At 71.0% G+C, this 15,994-nt stretch carries 18 protein-coding genes and 1 pseudogene; 11 read left to right on the forward strand and 8 right to left on the reverse strand.

Annotated elements, in window-relative coordinates; genetic code table 11:
- Positions 1 to 134 precede the first annotated feature (134 nt).
- Positions 135 to 866, reverse strand: coding sequence for a response regulator transcription factor (locus ACIRP7_RS21490; protein WP_403661681.1), 732 nt, complete (start codon positions 864 to 866; stop codon positions 135 to 137).
- A 76-nt stretch (positions 867 to 942) separates the two neighbouring features.
- A complete protein-coding gene (locus ACIRP7_RS21495) occupies positions 943 to 1,596 on the reverse strand; it encodes a TetR/AcrR family transcriptional regulator (protein ID WP_403661684.1) in 654 nt (217 codons plus the stop codon).
- Positions 1,597 to 1,840: 244 nt separating this feature from the next.
- Between ACIRP7_RS21495 and ACIRP7_RS21500 the strand changes: the two genes are divergently transcribed.
- The 3 genes from ACIRP7_RS21500 to ACIRP7_RS21510 all read left to right on the forward strand — a co-directional run bounded on the left by ACIRP7_RS21500 (position 1,841) and on the right by ACIRP7_RS21510 (position 4,444).
- Positions 1,841 to 3,316, forward strand: coding sequence for an MFS transporter (locus ACIRP7_RS21500; protein ID WP_403661687.1), 1,476 nt, complete (start codon positions 1,841 to 1,843; stop codon positions 3,314 to 3,316).
- 310 nt (positions 3,317 to 3,626) lie between these two features.
- The gene (locus ACIRP7_RS21505) at positions 3,627 to 3,764 is read left to right on the forward strand and encodes a hypothetical protein (RefSeq protein ID WP_403661690.1); all 138 of its coding nucleotides are present in this window, start codon (positions 3,627 to 3,629) and stop codon (positions 3,762 to 3,764) included.
- The gene (locus ACIRP7_RS21510; RefSeq protein ID WP_352389847.1) at positions 3,761 to 4,444 is read left to right on the forward strand and encodes a response regulator transcription factor; all 684 of its coding nucleotides are present in this window, start codon (positions 3,761 to 3,763) and stop codon (positions 4,442 to 4,444) included. Before ACIRP7_RS21505 ends, ACIRP7_RS21510 begins: the two co-directional genes overlap by 4 nt.
- A gap of 4 nt (positions 4,445 to 4,448) precedes the next feature.
- Here ACIRP7_RS21510 and ACIRP7_RS21515 read toward each other — a convergent pair whose 3' ends face one another.
- Positions 4,449 to 5,150 (reverse strand): TetR/AcrR family transcriptional regulator, encoded by a 702-nt coding sequence (locus tag ACIRP7_RS21515; protein ID WP_403661693.1) that lies wholly within the window; start codon positions 5,148 to 5,150, stop codon positions 4,449 to 4,451.
- Positions 5,151 to 5,264: 114 nt separating this feature from the next.
- Between ACIRP7_RS21515 and ACIRP7_RS21520 the strand changes: the two genes are divergently transcribed.
- From ACIRP7_RS21520 to hemC, 6 genes are all read left to right on the forward strand, one after another.
- On the forward strand, positions 5,265 to 6,014 hold the full coding sequence (locus ACIRP7_RS21520) for an SDR family oxidoreductase (protein WP_403661696.1): 750 nt from the start codon (positions 5,265 to 5,267) through the stop codon (positions 6,012 to 6,014).
- A gap of 54 nt (positions 6,015 to 6,068) precedes the next feature.
- Entirely contained in the window at positions 6,069 to 6,377 is a 309-nt protein-coding gene (locus tag ACIRP7_RS21525) for a VOC family protein (RefSeq protein WP_403661699.1), read from the forward strand.
- An 82-nt stretch (positions 6,378 to 6,459) separates the two neighbouring features.
- Positions 6,460 to 7,440 carry an ATP-dependent DNA ligase gene (locus ACIRP7_RS21530; protein WP_403661702.1) on the forward strand — a complete coding sequence of 327 codons (981 nt, stop codon included), beginning with the start codon at positions 6,460 to 6,462 and terminating at the stop codon, positions 7,438 to 7,440.
- Positions 7,441 to 7,571: 131 nt separating this feature from the next.
- Positions 7,572 to 8,348 (forward strand): NPP1 family protein, encoded by a 777-nt coding sequence (locus tag ACIRP7_RS21535; RefSeq protein WP_403661705.1) that lies wholly within the window; start codon positions 7,572 to 7,574, stop codon positions 8,346 to 8,348.
- 100 nt (positions 8,349 to 8,448) lie between these two features.
- Positions 8,449 to 9,474, forward strand: a complete 1,026-nt coding sequence (locus ACIRP7_RS21540) for a questin oxidase family protein (protein WP_403661708.1) — start codon at positions 8,449 to 8,451, stop codon at positions 9,472 to 9,474.
- 116 nt (positions 9,475 to 9,590) lie between these two features.
- The gene (gene hemC / locus ACIRP7_RS21545) at positions 9,591 to 10,526 is read left to right on the forward strand and encodes a hydroxymethylbilane synthase (RefSeq protein ID WP_403661710.1); all 936 of its coding nucleotides are present in this window, start codon (positions 9,591 to 9,593) and stop codon (positions 10,524 to 10,526) included.
- Positions 10,527 to 10,539: 13 nt separating this feature from the next.
- Here hemC and ACIRP7_RS21550 read toward each other — a convergent pair whose 3' ends face one another.
- From ACIRP7_RS21550 to ACIRP7_RS21565, 4 genes and pseudogenes are all read right to left on the reverse strand, one after another.
- Positions 10,540 to 11,055: a hypothetical protein gene (locus tag ACIRP7_RS21550; protein ID WP_403661796.1), complete on the reverse strand. Its 516-nt coding sequence runs from the start codon at positions 11,053 to 11,055 to the stop codon at positions 10,540 to 10,542.
- A 192-nt stretch (positions 11,056 to 11,247) separates the two neighbouring features.
- A complete protein-coding gene (locus ACIRP7_RS21555; protein ID WP_403661713.1) occupies positions 11,248 to 12,099 on the reverse strand; it encodes an ABC transporter permease in 852 nt (283 codons plus the stop codon).
- Positions 12,059 to 12,878, reverse strand: a pseudogene (locus tag ACIRP7_RS21560) (ABC transporter ATP-binding protein). Before ACIRP7_RS21560 ends, ACIRP7_RS21555 begins: the two are co-directional and overlap by 41 nt.
- Positions 12,875 to 13,330 carry a MarR family winged helix-turn-helix transcriptional regulator gene (locus ACIRP7_RS21565; protein ID WP_403661716.1) on the reverse strand — a complete coding sequence of 152 codons (456 nt, stop codon included), beginning with the start codon at positions 13,328 to 13,330 and terminating at the stop codon, positions 12,875 to 12,877. The pseudogene ACIRP7_RS21560 and the gene ACIRP7_RS21565 overlap by 4 nt, the downstream one beginning before the upstream one ends.
- Positions 13,331 to 13,571: 241 nt before the next feature.
- Between ACIRP7_RS21565 and ACIRP7_RS21570 the strand changes: the two genes are divergently transcribed.
- Positions 13,572 to 14,360, forward strand: coding sequence for an RNA polymerase sigma factor SigF (locus ACIRP7_RS21570; RefSeq protein WP_403661719.1), 789 nt, complete (start codon positions 13,572 to 13,574; stop codon positions 14,358 to 14,360).
- A gap of 29 nt (positions 14,361 to 14,389) precedes the next feature.
- Here the strand turns inward: ACIRP7_RS21570 and ACIRP7_RS21575 are convergent, their stop codons facing one another.
- The gene (locus ACIRP7_RS21575) at positions 14,390 to 14,722 is read right to left on the reverse strand and encodes an ANTAR domain-containing protein (protein WP_403661722.1); all 333 of its coding nucleotides are present in this window, start codon (positions 14,720 to 14,722) and stop codon (positions 14,390 to 14,392) included.
- Between the two features lie 171 nt (positions 14,723 to 14,893).
- Here ACIRP7_RS21575 and ACIRP7_RS21580 point away from each other — a divergent pair, with 171 nt between their 5' ends.
- Complete coding sequence (locus ACIRP7_RS21580) at positions 14,894 to 15,697, forward strand: VOC family protein (RefSeq protein WP_403661725.1); 804 nt, start codon at positions 14,894 to 14,896, stop codon at positions 15,695 to 15,697.
- Positions 15,698 to 15,994: the final 297 nt, after the last annotated feature.

The raw sequence follows: 15,994 nt of genomic DNA on the forward strand, positions 1-15,994 counted from the left end.
TTGCACGCAAGGGGGTTGTGCAGGAACGCGGCTCCTCGCGGCTGCGGAAGTCGTCGGTTGCGGCGTTTGTCCGGGGCTTGCACGGCAGGCCTTCAGGGCAGGGCTTTCCCGGCGAGGCTTTCAGGGCAGGGCTTTTACGCGTCGCCGTCCGCGCGCCCCAGCCAGTACCCGAATCCGCGCCGGGTGTGGATCAGCTCCGGTGCGCCCGACGGGCCCTGGTCCACCTTGCGGCGCAGCCGGGAGACGAGCTGCTCGATGGCGTTGTCACCGCGATGGTGACCCCAGACGTACCGGCCGATCTGCTCCTTGGACAGCACCCGGTGGGCGTTGACCAGGAGATGGCGCAGCAGCCGGTACTCGGCGGGCGTGAGGTCGAGGGCGCGCGCTCCGCGCCGGGCCTCGCACAGGGCGTCGTCCAGGACGAGGTCGCGGTAGCTCAGGGCTCGGCCCGGGGCCGGTCGCGCACCGGTGCCGCGCAGCAGGATCTGCACCCTGGCCAGGATGTCGGCCACACGGAACGGCTTGGCGACGTAGTCCCGCTCCCCCAGGCCGAGTTCGGGCACGATCCGGTCCAGGGACTCGTAGTCGATCAGCAGCAGCACCGGCGGCCGGCGGGCCAGTGTCGGCCGGGTACGGCCCAGTTCGGTCACGTCCGGCAGGGTCGCGTCGACGACCACCAGGTCGAACCGCTCCCGGGTCAGCAGAGCCACGCCGTCGGCGGCGGCCGCGACGGTGACGATCCGGTAGCCCGCCAACTCCAGGGTGGTGGAGAGCAGTTCGGCGACATCCGGGGCGCCGGCGACGATCAGGAGGCGCTGGCCGGCACCGCGGGCGAGTGCCGGCCGGTGGCTGGGGGTGCCGTGCATGGAAGGGACCCATTCGTGGGGGAGGGTGCGCTCCTCCCCACCCTAACGTCTCCTTGCCTAACTCAAGTAATGTTCTTCAGGAGCTGCTCGGAGTGACCGGAGCCGTCCACATGGCGACCACGACGTCACCGAGGCCGGTGGCGGCATCGTGCCAGTTGGCGCGGGGCGTCGGGGTGTTCTCGGCGAGGGCGCGCTCACGGTCGGCGGCCATGTGCACGATCAGATGGCGGGCCATCTCGGCGCGCTCGGCGCGGACGTCGGCGGGCAGTTCGGGCAGGCAGCGGTTCAGGCCCTCGACGATCTGCTGGAGCGAGGGCGAGGACATGGATTCCTCGACCATGATCTGCTGGAGCACGGGGTCGGTCATGACCTGTGCGCAGAACCGGGCGAACCAGGTGGGGCTGCCCAGCTCGGCGAGATGTTCGGGCACGGGCCGGACCAGGCAGTCGACCCAGTCGCGTACGTCCGTGGAACCACGGGCCCCGGCCAGCAGCCGGGCGCGGATCGACTCGATACGGACGTGGTGCTTACGCGCGATCGCCCGGACCAGGTCGGCCTTGGTGCCGAAGTGATAGCCGACGGCGGCGTTGTTGCCCTGCCCCGCGGCCTCGCTGACCTGCCGGTTGGACACCGCGAGGACACCGCGCTCGGCGAAGAGGCGCTCGGCCGCGGTCAGGATCAGCTCCCGGGTCGCGTGGACCTGCTCCTCGCGTACCGTCCTGCCCGCCATGCTCACCACCGCACCGGGACTTCGCTGCCCCCTCCGGCGGCCAGCCCCTGGAGCCGCCCGGGGTCCGCCGACAGTGCGGCGCGTTCCAGTGCCGGAAGCCTACGCAACGGCACGCCGGGGGCGGTGCACAGGACCGCACGGTCCCGCGGAGGACCCGAGCACCGGCCGGGGTAAGATAAGTCAAGCACCTGACTTAATCGCGGTCCGTCTCACGGCCCCGCTCCCCTGCCCTGGAGGCCCTTCCATGTCCGACGCTCCCGCCGGATCCACCGAAGCGGGTGCCGTGGCCCCGCCGCGGCCGAACGCCGTGGTGGCGGTGCTGGCCTTCGCCGGAATCGTCGTCTCGCTGATGCAGACCCTAGTCATCCCGATCGTGCCGGAGCTGCCCAAGCTGCTCGACGCCCCGGCCTCGGACACCGCGTGGGCGGTCACCGCGACCCTGCTCGCGGCAGCGGTCGCCACCCCGGTCGTGGGGCGGCTCGGCGACATGTTCGGCAAACGGCGGATGCTGCTGGTCAGCGTGGTGATGCTGGTGGCCGGATCGGTGGTCTGCGGACTCAGCGACGCCCTGGTCCCGATGATCGCCGGCCGTGCCCTCCAGGGGCTGTCCTCCGGTGTCATCCCGCTCGGCATCAGCATCATGCGGGACGAACTGCCCGCCGAGCGTCTGGCCGGCGCGACCGCGCTGATGAGCGCCTCCCTCGGCGTCGGCGGCGCCCTGGGGCTGCCGACCGCCGCGCTGATAGCCGACAACTTCGACTGGCACGTCCTGTTCTGGGCCTCGGGGGTGATGGGCGCGATAGCCCTGGTCCTGGTGCTGGTGTTCGTGCCGGAGTCCCGGGTGCGCACCGGCGGCCGTTTCGACGCGGTCGGCGCGGTCGGCATGGCCGCCGGCCTGGTCTGCCTGCTGCTGGCCGTCTCCAAGGGCGCCGACTGGGGCTGGACCGGCGGCACCACGCTCGGCCTGTTCACGGCGGCCGTGATCATCCTGCTGGCCTGGGGCTTCTTCGAACTGCGCACCGCCCAGCCGCTGGTCGACCTGCGCACCACCGCCCGCCGCCAGGTGCTCTTCACCAACCTCGCCTCGATCGCGATCGGCTTCTCGATGTTCGCGATGTCGCTGGTCCTGCCGCAGCTGCTCCAGCTGCCCACCCGGACGGGCTACGGTCTGGGCAGGTCCCTGCTGACCGCCGGTCTGGTCATGGCCCCGTCCGGTCTGGTGATGATGGCCCTGGCACCGGTCTCCGCGGCCGTCTCCAAGTCCAAGGGTCCCAAGGTGACGCTGATGATCGGCGCGCTGATCGTGGCGGCCGGCTACGGGCTGAACATCGTGCTGATGTCCGCGGTCTGGCACCTGGTGCTGGTCTCCTGCGTGATCGGCGCCGGCATCGGGTTCACATACGGCTCCATGCCCGCCCTCATCATGGGCGCCGTGCCCGCCTCGGAGACGGCGGCCGCCAACAGCCTCAACACCCTGATGCGGTCGATCGGTACGTCGACGGCGAGCGCCATCGCCGGGGTCGTACTGGCGCAGATGACGATCGATCTGGGCGGCTTCGCGCTGCCGTCGGAGAACGGCTTCAGGACCGTCATGGCGATCGGCGCGGGTGCCGCGCTCCTCGCCTTCGCCCTCGCCTCCTTCATCCCGCGCCCGCGCGCCGCGGCCTTGGCGGCGGTCCCCGAACCGACCGCGGAGACGTCCGCCGGGGCACCGTCCTGACGCGGACGCTCCCCGTCTGACGGCCGCCGACCCGCGGCCGTCAGGTCCTGCCCAGGGTGGATCCCGCCCCTGGCGCGTACTGCGTTCTCAGTAGGCGCGTTGTCGGCGGTGGTACGACGCGGTACGGACCCGGTGTCGGAAAGACTGGCGACCGGACCCGCGGACGGGGGCCGTGCGGTCCGCTCGGCCGGGACGGGTCGCCGCGGCCGCACCCGGTGAGCCTCGTGCACCGTGGTTCCAGGACGACCGGAGAGCCCATGAGCACCCCTCGCGGCACTACGCCGACGATCATGTCCGTACGGTCGTCGCCATGACGGCCGCGCTGCGGCAGCCCGGGCTCCGGTACGGCGGCGAGGGCAACCCCCGCACCAACCGGCCGGACCCGGTGGGGCACCCCCGCCTCCCCCTCGACCGCACCGCCCCGGAACGCCAGGAACGGACCCCATGACCATCCGCGTACTGCTCGCCGACGACCAGGCTCTGCTGCGGGCCACTTTCCGGATCCTCATCGACTCGTGCGACGACATGGAGGTGGTCGCGGAGGCCACCGACGGCGCCGCGGCGGTCGACCTGGCCCGGGTCCACCGTCCCGACGTGATCCTCATGGACATCCGTATGCCGGGGACCGACGGTCTGGCCGCCACGTCCGTGATCTGCGCGGATCCGGAGCTGTCGGACACGCGGGTGCTGATCCTGACCACGTTCGAGATCGACGAGTACGTCGCGCAGGCGCTGCGGTCCGGGGCCAGCGGTTTCCTCGGCAAGGACGTCACCGCCGAGGCCCTGCTCGACGGCATCCGCACGGTGGCGGCCGGTGACTCGCTGCTCTCCCCCGGCGCCACCCGCACCCTGATCACGCGGTTCCTCGCGGCGCCGGGACTCGGCACCCGCCTGGCGGCCGCCGACGACCTTTCCGGGCTCACCACCCGGGAACGCGAGGTGATGGCGTGGGTCGCCGAGGGGCACTCCAACGAGGTGATCGCGGGGAAGCTCTTCGTCAGCCCCCTGACCGTGCGCACCCATGTCCACCGCGCGATGACCAAGCTCGGTGCCCGGGACCGCGCCCAGCTCGTCGTGATGGCCTATCAGTCGGGTCTGGTGCAGCCGCTTCCGCCCGGGGAACGCTGATCCCTCATCTCCCGGAGAGTTCCTCCAGCCACTGCTGAAGCAGGGCCGACTCCGCGGTCGTGAGCGTCGGCGGCAGGTCGGCACGCAGACGGGCCGCGAGGGTGGCGGCCGCGGCGGGTACCGAGCTGTCGTCTCGCGTCGCGTCCATGTCGGTGTCGATGTCGGCGGGGCGGGTCACCGAGTCCAGCACCGCGTCGCGCAGCCGCTGCGAGAACTTCATGTCCGTGTACTGCTCGGGCCTGGTCAGCATCGACAGGGCCGCTCCGACGTTGGCGGACATGATCATCTGTGTGGCCAGCGCGGGCGGCACCGTCAGCCGCCCCTCGGCCGCGCAGCGTTCGAGGATGCCGTGCAGCAGGTCGTGCGCCTCCTGGGCCGCGGCCGGGGGGACGGTCAGCTCGGGTGAGTACATCAGGCGGTAGTGGCTGGGGTGCTCCAGCGCGAAGCGCATATGGGTGTCCCAGCCGCTCTTCAGATCCTCGACCGGATCCGCGCTCGGCCGCGCCGCCCGCTTGGACGCGAGGTACCGCTCGAATCCCCGGTCGACGACGGCGGCCAGCAACCCGGCCTTGTCGCCGAAGAGCCGGTAGAGCATCGGCGCACCCACCCCGGCCTTCTCGCACACCGCGCGCGTGGAGACATCGGCGGCCGATGCACCGGCCAGCAGTTCGGTGGCCGCGGCCAGGATCTTTTCCCTCGCATCCATGCCCCCACCGTACGACATTCGTAGCGTTGATACGAGCGGGGGGTTACCGTCGCTACGAACCCGTGTTATCGTCGATACGAGCCAGTCGTAGCAGCGCTAACAGAGGATGCAGCCATGACCACCCAGCCCCGGACGGAACAGCGTGTCGCGATCGTGAGCGGCGGATCGCGCGGCATCGGACGGCAGATCGCTCAGCAGCTCGCCGCCGACGGCTTCGCGGTCGTCGTCGGGTACGCGGGCAACAAAGACGCCGCCGACGAAGCCGTGCGGGCCATCGAGGAGGCGGGCGGCACCGCTCGCGCCGCCCGCGCGGACGTCGCCGACGAGACGGCGGTCGCCGCCCTGTTCGACCTCGCGGAGGCCACGTACGGCGGGGTCGACGCGGTGGTCCACTCCGCGGGCCGGATGCCCCTTTCCCCGATCGCCGATCTCGACCTGGCCGAGCTCGACGCCCTCTACCGCACCAACATCCGCGGCACCTTCGTCGTCGACCAGCAGGCCGCACGCCGACTGCGCCCGGGCGGCGCGCTCGTCAACCTCTCCAGCTCGGTCGTCGGGCTGGCCTTCCCCGGGTACGGCGCCTACGCGGCCAGCAAGGGCGCGGTCGAGGCCGTGACCCTGATCCTCGCCCGCGAGCTCCGCGGCCGTGACGTCACCGTCAACGCGGTGGCCCCCGGCCCGACGGCGACCGACCTCTTCCTCGACGGCAAGGACGAGGAGAGCGTCGCCCGCCTGGCGGCACAGCCCCCACTTGAGCGGCTCGGAACACCGAAGGACATCGCCAACGTCGTGTCGTTCCTGGTGAGCCCGGCGGGCCACTGGGTCAACGGCCAGGTACTGCGGGCCAACGGCGGCATCATCTGACCCCGCGGGCGCCGATGCCGCTCCCCGCCGCTGGTGTCGGACCTTCCCCCTGCGATGCCCGGCCGCAGGCCCCACTTCACCGGCACCTTCGAGACGCTCTTCGCCCGGGGGTCGGTCCCCGGCGCCGTCCTGTCCTTCTTCTCCACCCGGGGCATGGAGTCGACAAAGCCCAGTTCGACGGCCGCCGCGAGCGGGAACTTCACCCTGGAGTTCCGGGTCGCCGATGTGGACGCACGCCACGCTCGACTGGCTGCCCAGGGTGTCGAGATCCTCAAGCCGCCGACCATCAGCCGTGAGGCCCGCCGGTCGATGTGGCTGCGGGACCCGGACGGCAACGTCGTCAACCTGTACCAGGAGGTCTGAGCAGCCCCCGGGGCGGCGCCCGTTCAGGGGAAACCGGGGCGCTGAGCGCGTGACCGCCACTGCTCGTGTCGACAAGTCACCCGTGACCCTCCCCCTGATCCCGCCCATGCTCGCCACCCCCGGCACCCTGCCGCCCGCCTCCCAGGACGCGCGCTGGGCCTACGAGACCAAGCAGGACGGCCAGCGAGTGGTGGTCTACCTCGCCGGGAACGGCGAGGTGATGCTGCGCGCCCGGTCCGGGGAGGAGATCACCGGTGCCTATCCCGAACTGCGGTCGCTGGGCGGTGAGCTCGGCACCACCCCCGCGGTGCTCGACGGGGAGATCCTGGCACTGGACGAACAGGGACGCGCCGACTTCCAGTTGCTGCAACCGCGCATGCAGCTGGCCCACGCCCCCGGCAGAGCCGCACGCCGGGCGGCCGAAGCGCCGGTCCATGTCGTGCTGTTCGACCTGATGCACCTGGGCCGAAGCTCGCTCCTCGCCCTCCCCTACGCGCGGCGGCGGGCGCGACTGGACGAGCTGGGACTCGCCGGGCCGCACTGGTCCACACCCGCCGCCCTCGTCGGCCACGGCGAGCAGGCCCTGCGCGCCACTCGTGAACACGGCCTGGAAGGCCTGGTCTGCAAACGGCTCGACTCGGTGTACGAACCCGGAGTGCGCTCCCGCGCCTGGATCAAGATCCGCAACATGCGCAGCGAGGACGTCGTGGTGGGTGGCTGGCTGCCCGGCAAGGGCCGGCTCACGGGCCTGCCGGGCGCGGTGCTGGTCGGACAGCGGGGCGCAGGACGGCTGCGGTACGTCGGCAGCGTGGGCACCGGCTGGAGCGAGACGGAACGGACGGAGCTGGCCTCGCTGTTGGCCGCCGCGGCGACGGACGTGTGCCCCTTCGATCCCGTGCCGCGGGTCCCGGGTGCGCGCTGGGTGCTGCCCCGGCTGGTCGGCGAGGTCCGCTACAGCACCCGTACCCGGGCGGGGTTGCTGCGTCAGCCGTCCTGGCTGCGGCTGCGCCCGGACCTCGCGCCGGAGGACTCCGCCGCCGACCTCCCCGACCCGCCTCCATGATCCAGCTGTTGGGCGGACCGTAACCGGAGCGACGCCTTCTACCCTCTTGGCGCGGACATGAAAAGCATGGAAGCTGAACTCCCCAGTAACCCCCAGCCGTTGGGCTGCGCCCGGACCACGAGGAGGACGCAGTGGCGTCACCGTCGTTCAAGAAGCACCGCACGAGATGGTTCACCGGCCTGGCCGGCGCCGCCGCGCTCGTCGTCGCCTTCCCCTCCGCCGCGTTCGCCGCCCCGCCCAAGGCGCTGCCCGCCAACGCCGAGAGTGCCGAGTACACCTACCAGCCGGCCTTCGACTACGACACGGACGGCTGCTACTCGACGCCCGCCATCGGCCCCGACGGCACGATCAACGGCGGTCTGAACCCGACCGGTTCGCTCAGCGGCGAGTGCCATGACGCCTCGGACCTGGACAACACCAACACGTACTCGCGCTACAAGTGCAACAACGGCTGGTGCGCCTACATGTACGGCCTGTACTTCGAGAAGGACCAGGCCTTGGCGAACAGCAGCATCGGCGGGCACCGGCACGACTGGGAGCACGTCGTGATCTGGGTGCAGAACGGCACGATCCAGTACGTGTCGACGTCCGCCCACGGAGGGTTCACGGTGAGCGCGACCTCCGCCGTCCGCTTCGACGGCACGCACGCCAAGATCGTCTACCACAAGGACGGCGTCCGAACGCACTGCTTCCGGCTGGCCAACTCCAACGACGAGCAGCCGGAGAACGCCAAGGGCACCTGGCAGTACCCGCCGCTGGTCGGCTGGAACGGCTATCCGTCGGGACTGCGCGACAAGCTGAGCGCGTACGACTTCGGCAGCGCCAACTTCGGTCTCAAGGACGCCAACTTCGCCGCCCACCTGACGTCGGCCAAGCCGTCGGGGATCTCCTTCGACCCCAACGCCTGACCCGGTGACACGATCGGGCGCCGGACCTAGGTCCCCCGCTCCCGCGGGTTCCGTCCCGCGCCCGATCCCCGCCGGCCCGCCCCGGCATAGCGTTCCTTTCATGGACACGATCGATACGAACGACACCAGCGGGTACCTCGAAGAGGCCCTGGACCGCGTCCACGCGGCGGGCCCGGAGCGAGAGGGCTGGCTGAGCAACCACGCCCCCATGGTGGTCGAGGCGCTCGCCGCGCACGGGCAGGCCGGCTCGGTGCACCGCTGGCTGGACCTGTACCGGGACAGGCTGGAGGACTTCCCCGACCGCACCGCCCCGGTCACGGACGCCAACTGGCCCTCGGCACTGGGTGATCCGCGCCGGATCACGGACTGGACCGACTATTTCTCCCGCACGCTCGCCGAGCGCCCGTGGCAGGACGTCCTCGCCGAATGGTGGCCGCGCCTGCTGCCGGGCATGTACGGCGGTGCCACGCACACCGTCATCCGGGTCGGCCACGCCGTCCGCGCCCTGGCGGCCCATGAGAACGATCCCCGGGTCACCGAACTCGCGCACGCGCTGGGCTACTGGGCAGCACGGCACCAGCCCGTGTCCGGGTTCGTGGAACTGCCGGGTGCGACAAGGGCCGCGGACGCCCTGGAAGCCGTACCGGCCATCGAGCCGGGGCACGTGGGGTTCCTGAACCGTCTGTCCGCCGTACGCCGACTGCCCGTGTGGGCGCACGACGTCACCGACCCGGACACCGCGAAGGAGCGGCTCACCGAACTCGTCGGCGCCGCGACCCACCGCTACGCCACCCACGGCCACGGCGAGCCGACCATGCTCGTACACGCGGCCACGGCCCCCAACGCCGTGCTGCGGACCCTGGATTCCCTGCCCCGCGACCAGTGGGTACCGAGCCTGCACGCGGCCTGGACGGCGTCGGCCGCGGTCACGGCGATGTACGCGCCGACGGCACCGGTCGCCTACGTCCCTCCCGCGCGCCTGACTCCCGAGGAGGTGGTGGAGCGAGCGCTCGCCCACGGCGACGAACACGTCATCAAGCTCACCGACACGGCCCTGGACGTCGGCGACGAGCAGGCTCTCGCGGCCGCTCTGCGCTCGGTCGAACTCAGCGAGCCGCTCACCTGAGGTCTGCGCGGGGGTTCTGGTGGACGCGTCCGCCCCGGGCAAAAGATGCGCAACTCCTTACCCATTGGCCCCGGAGCGTCAAACGCCGAACCTCCGCAGGGTCTATCGTGTCCCGCATGTCCCTCCCGGAACTGATCCGCATCGTCTCCCGTGACTCGCCGATGGCGCTGGCCCAAGTGGAGCGCGTCAGAAGCGAGTTGGCCTCCCTCTACCCCGGTGTGCGCACCGAGGTCGTGCCGGTGAAAACGACCGGGGACAAGTGGATGGGCGACCTGTCCAAGGTCGAGGGCAAGGGTGCGTTCACCAAGGAGGTCGACGCCGCGCTGCTGGCCGGCGAGGCCGATCTCGCGGTGCACTGCGTGAAGGATGTCCCCGCCGACCGGCCGCTCCCGGCGGGCACCACGTTCGCCGCGTTCCTGAAGCGGGACGACGTCCGCGACGCCCTGATCCACCCGGGCGGTCTCACTTTGGACGAACTCCCCGAGGGCACCCGCATCGGCACCTCCTCGGTACGCCGCGTGGCCCAGTTGGCCGCCAGCCACCCGCACCTGGACTGCGTCCCGTTCCGCGGCAACGCCAACCGGCGGCTGGCGAAGCTGGCAGCGGGTGAAGCGGACGCTCTGCTGCTCGCGGTCGCCGGCCTGGAGCGCATCGGCCGCGAGGACGTGATCAGCGAGGTCCTCTCCCCCGAGACGATGATGCCGCCGATCGGCGCGGGCATCCTCGCGCTCCAGTGCCGGGAGGGCGACACCGAGCTGATCGAGACGGTCAGCGCGCTGGGAGACCCGGACACCTTCCGGGAAGCCACCGCCGAGCGCATGTTCCTGCACGTTCTGCAGGGCCACTGCAACAGCCCGATCGCGGGGTACGCGCGCGTGGACCACGCCGGCGAACTGTCCCTGCGGGCCTGTGTGTTCACGCCGGACGGCAAGACGCGGCTGAACGCCCACGAGTGGGCGGGCCGCCTCGACCCGGCCACGCTGGGCACCTCGGTCGCGGTGGCGCTGCTGCGTCAGGGTGCCCGCGAGATCATCGACGGCATCCCGCACTGAGGCCCACGCGGGATCAGGCGGTGCCTTCTTCGGCCTGGTCCCGCAGGAAGTTGCTGATCTGGCAGGCCAGGCCCTCGCGGCTCACGCCCACGTGCGAGGCGCCCTCGTCGAGTCCGATGCCGCCCGCCCACAGCCGGCGGTCGGCCCACTCGTCGTCGACCCGCAACTGGATCTGCACGTCGATCTGATTCAGGCTCGCCTCCGGTCCCGCCGCGAACAGTACGGCGGTGGCGCGGCGCAGCGGGTAGACGTCGAAGCCCTCGATGAACTGCGAGTTGCGCCAGTCGATGAAGGCGCTCTCGCCGTCCGGGCCGATCCGTACATCGATCTGGCCGTCCTCGAGATGGACGGTCGGATGCAGGTCCCCGCGGTTCTCGACGGTCACCCGGACGCTGAAATAGGTGAGCCCTTCGGCGGCGTCGTCGCGTCCACGCGGCGGCTCGGCCGCCTCCAGACGGTGGACGCGGACACGCAGACCGGCATGCTCGTCGTACTCCTGCCAGTCCCCGACCACGTTCGGCTCGTACACAGTGCACCCCATCGACCTCAGAGAGCTGCTTCCTATCTGTGTGCTCAATGCACTGTCAAATGAGCAGAATGCGCTGTGGCCAGGTACTTCACCCCCTTTGATCGCTGATCAAGCCGTGCGCAGGAAGAATCCGCCAGGCGGCCGGAAAAATCCTTCCACGGGCGTGCCGCACATCACGTTCCGCACGCATGATCAACGGGCCAGTCGGCCGAGGAGCGGGGAGGCCGCGGTGATGCCGAGCGCGGCGGCCACGGCCAGCACCCCGAAGTCGAGCGCCAGATGGGCGGGCGTGCCGAGGAGGAGGCCCCGCAGGGCGTCGACTTCGTAGCTGAGCGGGTTCACCTTGCTGACGGCCTGGAGCCAGCCCGGCATGACGGACAGCGGGTACAGGGAGTTGGAGCCGAAGAACAGCGGCATGGTGATGGCCTGCCCGATGCCCATCAGACGGTCCCTGCTGAGCACGATGCCGGCGATGGTCATCGACAGGCAGGAGAAGAACGCCGAGCCGAGGATCACGATCGCGCCGACGCCGAGGAGCTTGAGCGGGTTCCAGGTCAGGGACACCCCGAGGAGGGCGGCGATGACGATCACGACGACGGCCTGGATCAGCGACTTCACGCCGGCCGCGAAGGCCTTCCCGGTGGTCAGTGCCGAGCGCGGGGTGGGCGTGACCAGGAGCTTGTTGAGGATGCCCGCGTCCCGCTCCCAGATGATCTGGATGCCGTAGAAGATCGCGATGAACATCGCCGACTGGGCGATGATGCCGGGTGCCAGATAGTCGATGTAGGGGATGCCCTGGGTGGGGATCGCCTTGATGCCGGTGAAGGTCTGGCCGAAGATCAGCAGCCACAGGGCGGGCTGGACCGCGCGGGTGTAGAGCTCGGTGCGGTCGTGGCGGAGTTTCTGGAGCTCGACGGCGCACATCGCCACGACCCGGGCGGGCAGCAGCCGCCAGCCCGCGCGGGGCTCCGGCGGGCGGAGCAGCAGGCTGATGGAGCCGGGGTCAGCCGACACGGTTCGCGGTGCGGCGGGTGCTTCGGACATCGCGGAAATCCCCTCCTTCGTCTTCGAGTCCGCTGCCGGCGACGTCACGAAAGACGTCCTCCAGGGTCGGCAGGCTGTCGGTGCCCCGCTTCTCGGCCAGTGACCGCCTGAGCTCGACGGGGGTGCCGAGGGCGCGGACGCGGCCGCGGTGCATGAGGCCGACCCGGTCGCAGTACTGGTCGGCCTCGTCCATGTAGTGGGTGGTCACGAGGACGGTCATGCCGGTCGCCTCGCGTACGGCGTTGATGTGCTCCCACACACCGGTGCGGGCGATCGGGTCGAGGCCGATGGTCGGCTCGTCGAGGATCAGCAGCCGGGGCGCGCTGACCAGGGCCTGGGCGAGTTCGAGGCGGCGGACCATGCCGCCGGAGTAGGTGTCGGCGAGCCGGTCGGCGGCGTCGGTGAGGTCGACGGCGGCCAGGGCCTAGCGACGCGCTCGGCGCGTTCCTTGCGGGCGACGTCGAAGACGCGGGCGAACAGGGTGACGTTCTCCCGGCCGGTCAGGTTGGCGTCGGCGGACAGCTGCTGCGGGACATAGCCGAGCAGACGGCGTACGGCCATCGGATCGCGGCGGTGTCGCGGCCGAACACGTGGATCATGCCTGCCGGGACGGGGAGCAGGGTGGTGATGCAGCGGATGGCGGTGGTCTTGCCGGCGCCGTTGGGGCCCAGCAGTCCGAAGACCTCACCTTCCTCGACGGCCAGGTCCAGAGCGTCCACGGCCTTCGTGTCACCGAAGGCGTAGGTCAGCCCCGTACAGGAAACAGCTTCGGGTGTCATGCGTCCTCGGCCTCCTCGTGCAGATTGACGGCGAGCGCGCGCAGGGCGGGGAGCGCGGCGCGCAGGGCCTCCTGATCGGCCACGTCCAGCCGGGTGACGTGCCGGCTCACGAGCGCGACCCGCCGCTGCTTCCAGTCCCTGAGCCGCGCCTCGGCCTTCTCGGTGAGCAGCAGCCGGGCGGCGCGCCGGTCGGCGGGGTCGGTCTCGCGGACCAGGTGGCCCTCCTTGACCAGCTGGTTGACCAGGGTCGAGACGGAGTTCCCGGCCAGCGACAGCTCCTTGGCTGCGTTGGAGACGCCGATGCCGGGCCGTGACTGGACCAGGCGCAGCAGTTCGACCTCGGCGCCGCGCAGCCGTGGCACGGTCGGTCCGGCGCGCAGCCTGCGCCTGAGCAGCCGCTGGACGCCGACGAGGACGTCGGCCAGCTCTTCGGGGAAGGTCTCTTCGTCCACACCATCGAGATTACCTCTGAGTCAGAGGTAACCTCTCCCAAGGACCGGTCAAGCACATACGTGACCATTGGCGCATGTGTTTCATTTCATCCGAGAACGGGAATCCACTCAGAAGTGCTTCGGACATGAGGCACGTCCGTGGGAGCCCCACCGAGCGGCCCCGGATGTCTCGTTGCAGGTCCGAGTGCGCGCTCCTCCCACGATGTCTGTCCATCCAGCACCGCTCAGGGAGGTGCGCGACATGTCCGTCGCCACCAGAACAAAGCCGCATCCGCACGACGACGCCCCCGACACCAACGCGGCGTTCGAGCGCATGGCACAGCTGTCCGACGGTCCGGAGCGCAAGGTTCTGCGGGACGAGCTCATAGAACTCTGGCTGCCCATGGCCGAACGGATCGCCGTCCGCTTCCGCGGCCGCGGGGAGTCCCTCGAAGACCTCTACCAGGTGGCCGCCCTCGGGCTCGTCAAGGCGGTCGACCACTACGACCCGGCACGCGGCAGTGCCTTCGAGGCGTACGCGGTTCCCACCGTGACCGGCGAGATCAAGCGGCACTTCCGCGACCACATGTGGACGCTGCACGTGCCGCGCCGGGTGCAGGACCTGCGCAACCGGGTGCGGCAGGCATCGAAGGAACTGTCCCAGGTCGCCGGCCGCACGCCCACCGTCGCCGAGATCGCCGAGCGGGCGCATCTGACGGAGGACGAGGTGCGCACCGGCGCTGAGGCCCTGGAGTGCTTCTCGGCGCTGTCGCTGGAGGCGGAGATGCCCGGCACCGACGGCTACGCCCTGGGCGACGCGCTGGGCGGCCCGGATCCCGGCTACGACGTGGTCGTCGACCGTGTGGCCATAGGGCCCTGCCTCAAGGCCCTGCCCGAGCGTGAGCGGACCATCCTGTACCTGCGCTTCTTCCGGGGCATGACCCAAAGCGGCATCGCCGAGGAACTCGGCATCTCGCAGATGCATGTCTCCCGGCTGCTCAGCACGTGCTTCGCGCACCTGCGGGAGGAGGTCCTGGCCGACGCCGACTGAGCCCTCGGGGCGCAGTCACTCAGGAGAAGTCACTCGGACGACGCCCCGGGGACCTGTGCGGGGCCGTACCGGTCGAGAGCCTCCTCCAGTTCCACGCGGATCTCCCTGGGGATCTCTCCGGACCGTGCCCAGATGAGGATCAGCTCCGCGACGTTGCGCAGCTTGATGTTCGTGTGTTGGGAGACGTCCTTCAGTACTTCCCAGCCCTCGTCCGGGGTGAGCCTGCCGAGCGCGACGACCATGCCGATGGCCTGGTCCACGACGGCGTGGGAGGCGACCGCTTCCTTGAGCTGGCCGATCTCCTCCTGCAGCGCGAAGATCCGGTCCGACTCGTCGGCGGGTTCGCTCGGTACGACAGGCACGTTTCCATCCTGTCACCCGGACGGGTCCGCGCCACCGGGGCGGAGGCGAACGGGGCCACCGTTTCGGCGGCGTCCCCGGGGTACTCGGCAGGCGCCCGAGGTGGTTCCGGACGGACACTGGGCGAAGACCGGCCGGTGGCCGCCGGCCGACGAGAGCGGGACACGACTGCCATGAACCACGATCCGAGACATCCCGCCGCGACCGCGGACGTCGTCTCCACCCACCATGTGTTCGGCGCCCCCTGCTGGGTGAGCCTGACCAGCCGCGACCAGCAGGCCACGGAGGACTTCTACGGGGCCGTCCTCGGCTGGGAGTGGAAGCCCGCGAAACTCGGTGAGCGCTTCCGGGTCGCGCTGGCGGACGGCACGCCGGTCGCCGGGATCGCGGCGGTGGCGTCGATGTGGCAGATGGCGGTGGCCTGGACGCCGTACTTTGCGGTGCCCAGCGCGGACGAGGCGGCGGCACGCGTGCAGGAACGCGGCGGCACGCTGGCGGTCGGCCCGCTGTCCTTCCCACCGGGGCGGGCGGCACTGCTCTCCGACCGTGACGGAGCGGCCTTCGGCGTCTGGGAGGGCGACCTCGTCGGCAGCTGGGAGATGTGGCACCGGGCCCAGCCGGCCTTCGTACGACTGCACACCCGCGACGCGTTCGACGCCGCGATCTTCTACGGCGAGGTCCTCGACTGGGCGACGGAGCGTCCCGAGTGCTGCGAGGTCCGCTACGAGGGCGGCGAGGTGGTGCTGCGCAGCCGCGGCGACGTGGTGGCGCGCATCGAGTCGGGGGCGCTGGGCTCGGCCCCCGACCCCGCGATCCGGCCGCACTGGCAGGTGCACTTCGCGGTCGCGGACGTGGCGGCCTGCGCCAAGGCGGCGGAGGTCCACGGCGGCAGCGTCCTCTCCCACGACACCACCGAGGCCGTCCTGCGCGACCCCGACGGCGCCCAGTTCACGGTGACCTCACGCCGCGCACGCTGAAAACGGGCGCCCGCATCCTTGCCGCACACCGGTCACAGACGTCGCGGCCCGTCCCAAGGCCTCAAGACCCACGCGACGGCGTCCCCACGCACGACACCACCGCCGTTCCTACGCGCCCCCCGGCGCCCAGTTCACCGTGACCTCATGCCGCGCACGCTGAAGACGGACGCCCGTGTCCCGCCCACACCGGTCACAGACATCGCGGCCCGTCCCAAGGCCTCAAGACCCACGCGACGGCGTCCCCACGCACGACACCACCGCCGTTCCTACGCGCCCCCCGGCGCCCAGTTCACCGTG

The organism is Streptomyces sp. NPDC102270 (genome assembly GCF_044766405.1).
GTDB lineage: Bacteria > Actinomycetota > Actinomycetes > Streptomycetales > Streptomycetaceae > Streptomyces.

Bases quoted from the DNA above. Each gene is read 5' to 3' on its own strand.
- ACIRP7_RS21490 (WP_403661681.1), bottom strand. From the start codon at position 866: ATGCACGGCACCCCCAGCCACCGGCCGGCACTCGCCCGCGGTGCCGGC.
- ACIRP7_RS21495 (WP_403661684.1), bottom strand. From the start codon at position 1,596: ATGGCGGGCAGGACGGTACGCGAGGAGCAGGTCCACGCGACCCGGGAG.
- ACIRP7_RS21500 (WP_403661687.1), top strand. From the start codon at position 1,841: ATGTCCGACGCTCCCGCCGGATCCACCGAAGCGGGTGCCGTGGCCCCG.
- ACIRP7_RS21505 (WP_403661690.1), top strand. From the start codon at position 3,627: ATGACGGCCGCGCTGCGGCAGCCCGGGCTCCGGTACGGCGGCGAGGGC.
- ACIRP7_RS21510 (WP_352389847.1), top strand. From the start codon at position 3,761: ATGACCATCCGCGTACTGCTCGCCGACGACCAGGCTCTGCTGCGGGCC.
- ACIRP7_RS21515 (WP_403661693.1), bottom strand. From the start codon at position 5,150: ATGGATGCGAGGGAAAAGATCCTGGCCGCGGCCACCGAACTGCTGGCC.
- ACIRP7_RS21520 (WP_403661696.1), top strand. From the start codon at position 5,265: ATGACCACCCAGCCCCGGACGGAACAGCGTGTCGCGATCGTGAGCGGC.
- ACIRP7_RS21525 (WP_403661699.1), top strand. From the start codon at position 6,069: ATGCCCGGCCGCAGGCCCCACTTCACCGGCACCTTCGAGACGCTCTTC.
- ACIRP7_RS21540 (WP_403661708.1), top strand. From the start codon at position 8,449: ATGGACACGATCGATACGAACGACACCAGCGGGTACCTCGAAGAGGCC.
- hemC (WP_403661710.1), top strand. From the start codon at position 9,591: ATGTCCCTCCCGGAACTGATCCGCATCGTCTCCCGTGACTCGCCGATG.
- ACIRP7_RS21555 (WP_403661713.1), bottom strand. From the start codon at position 12,099: ATGTCCGAAGCACCCGCCGCACCGCGAACCGTGTCGGCTGACCCCGGC.
- ACIRP7_RS21570 (WP_403661719.1), top strand. From the start codon at position 13,572: ATGTCCGTCGCCACCAGAACAAAGCCGCATCCGCACGACGACGCCCCC.
- ACIRP7_RS21580 (WP_403661725.1), top strand. From the start codon at position 14,894: ATGAACCACGATCCGAGACATCCCGCCGCGACCGCGGACGTCGTCTCC.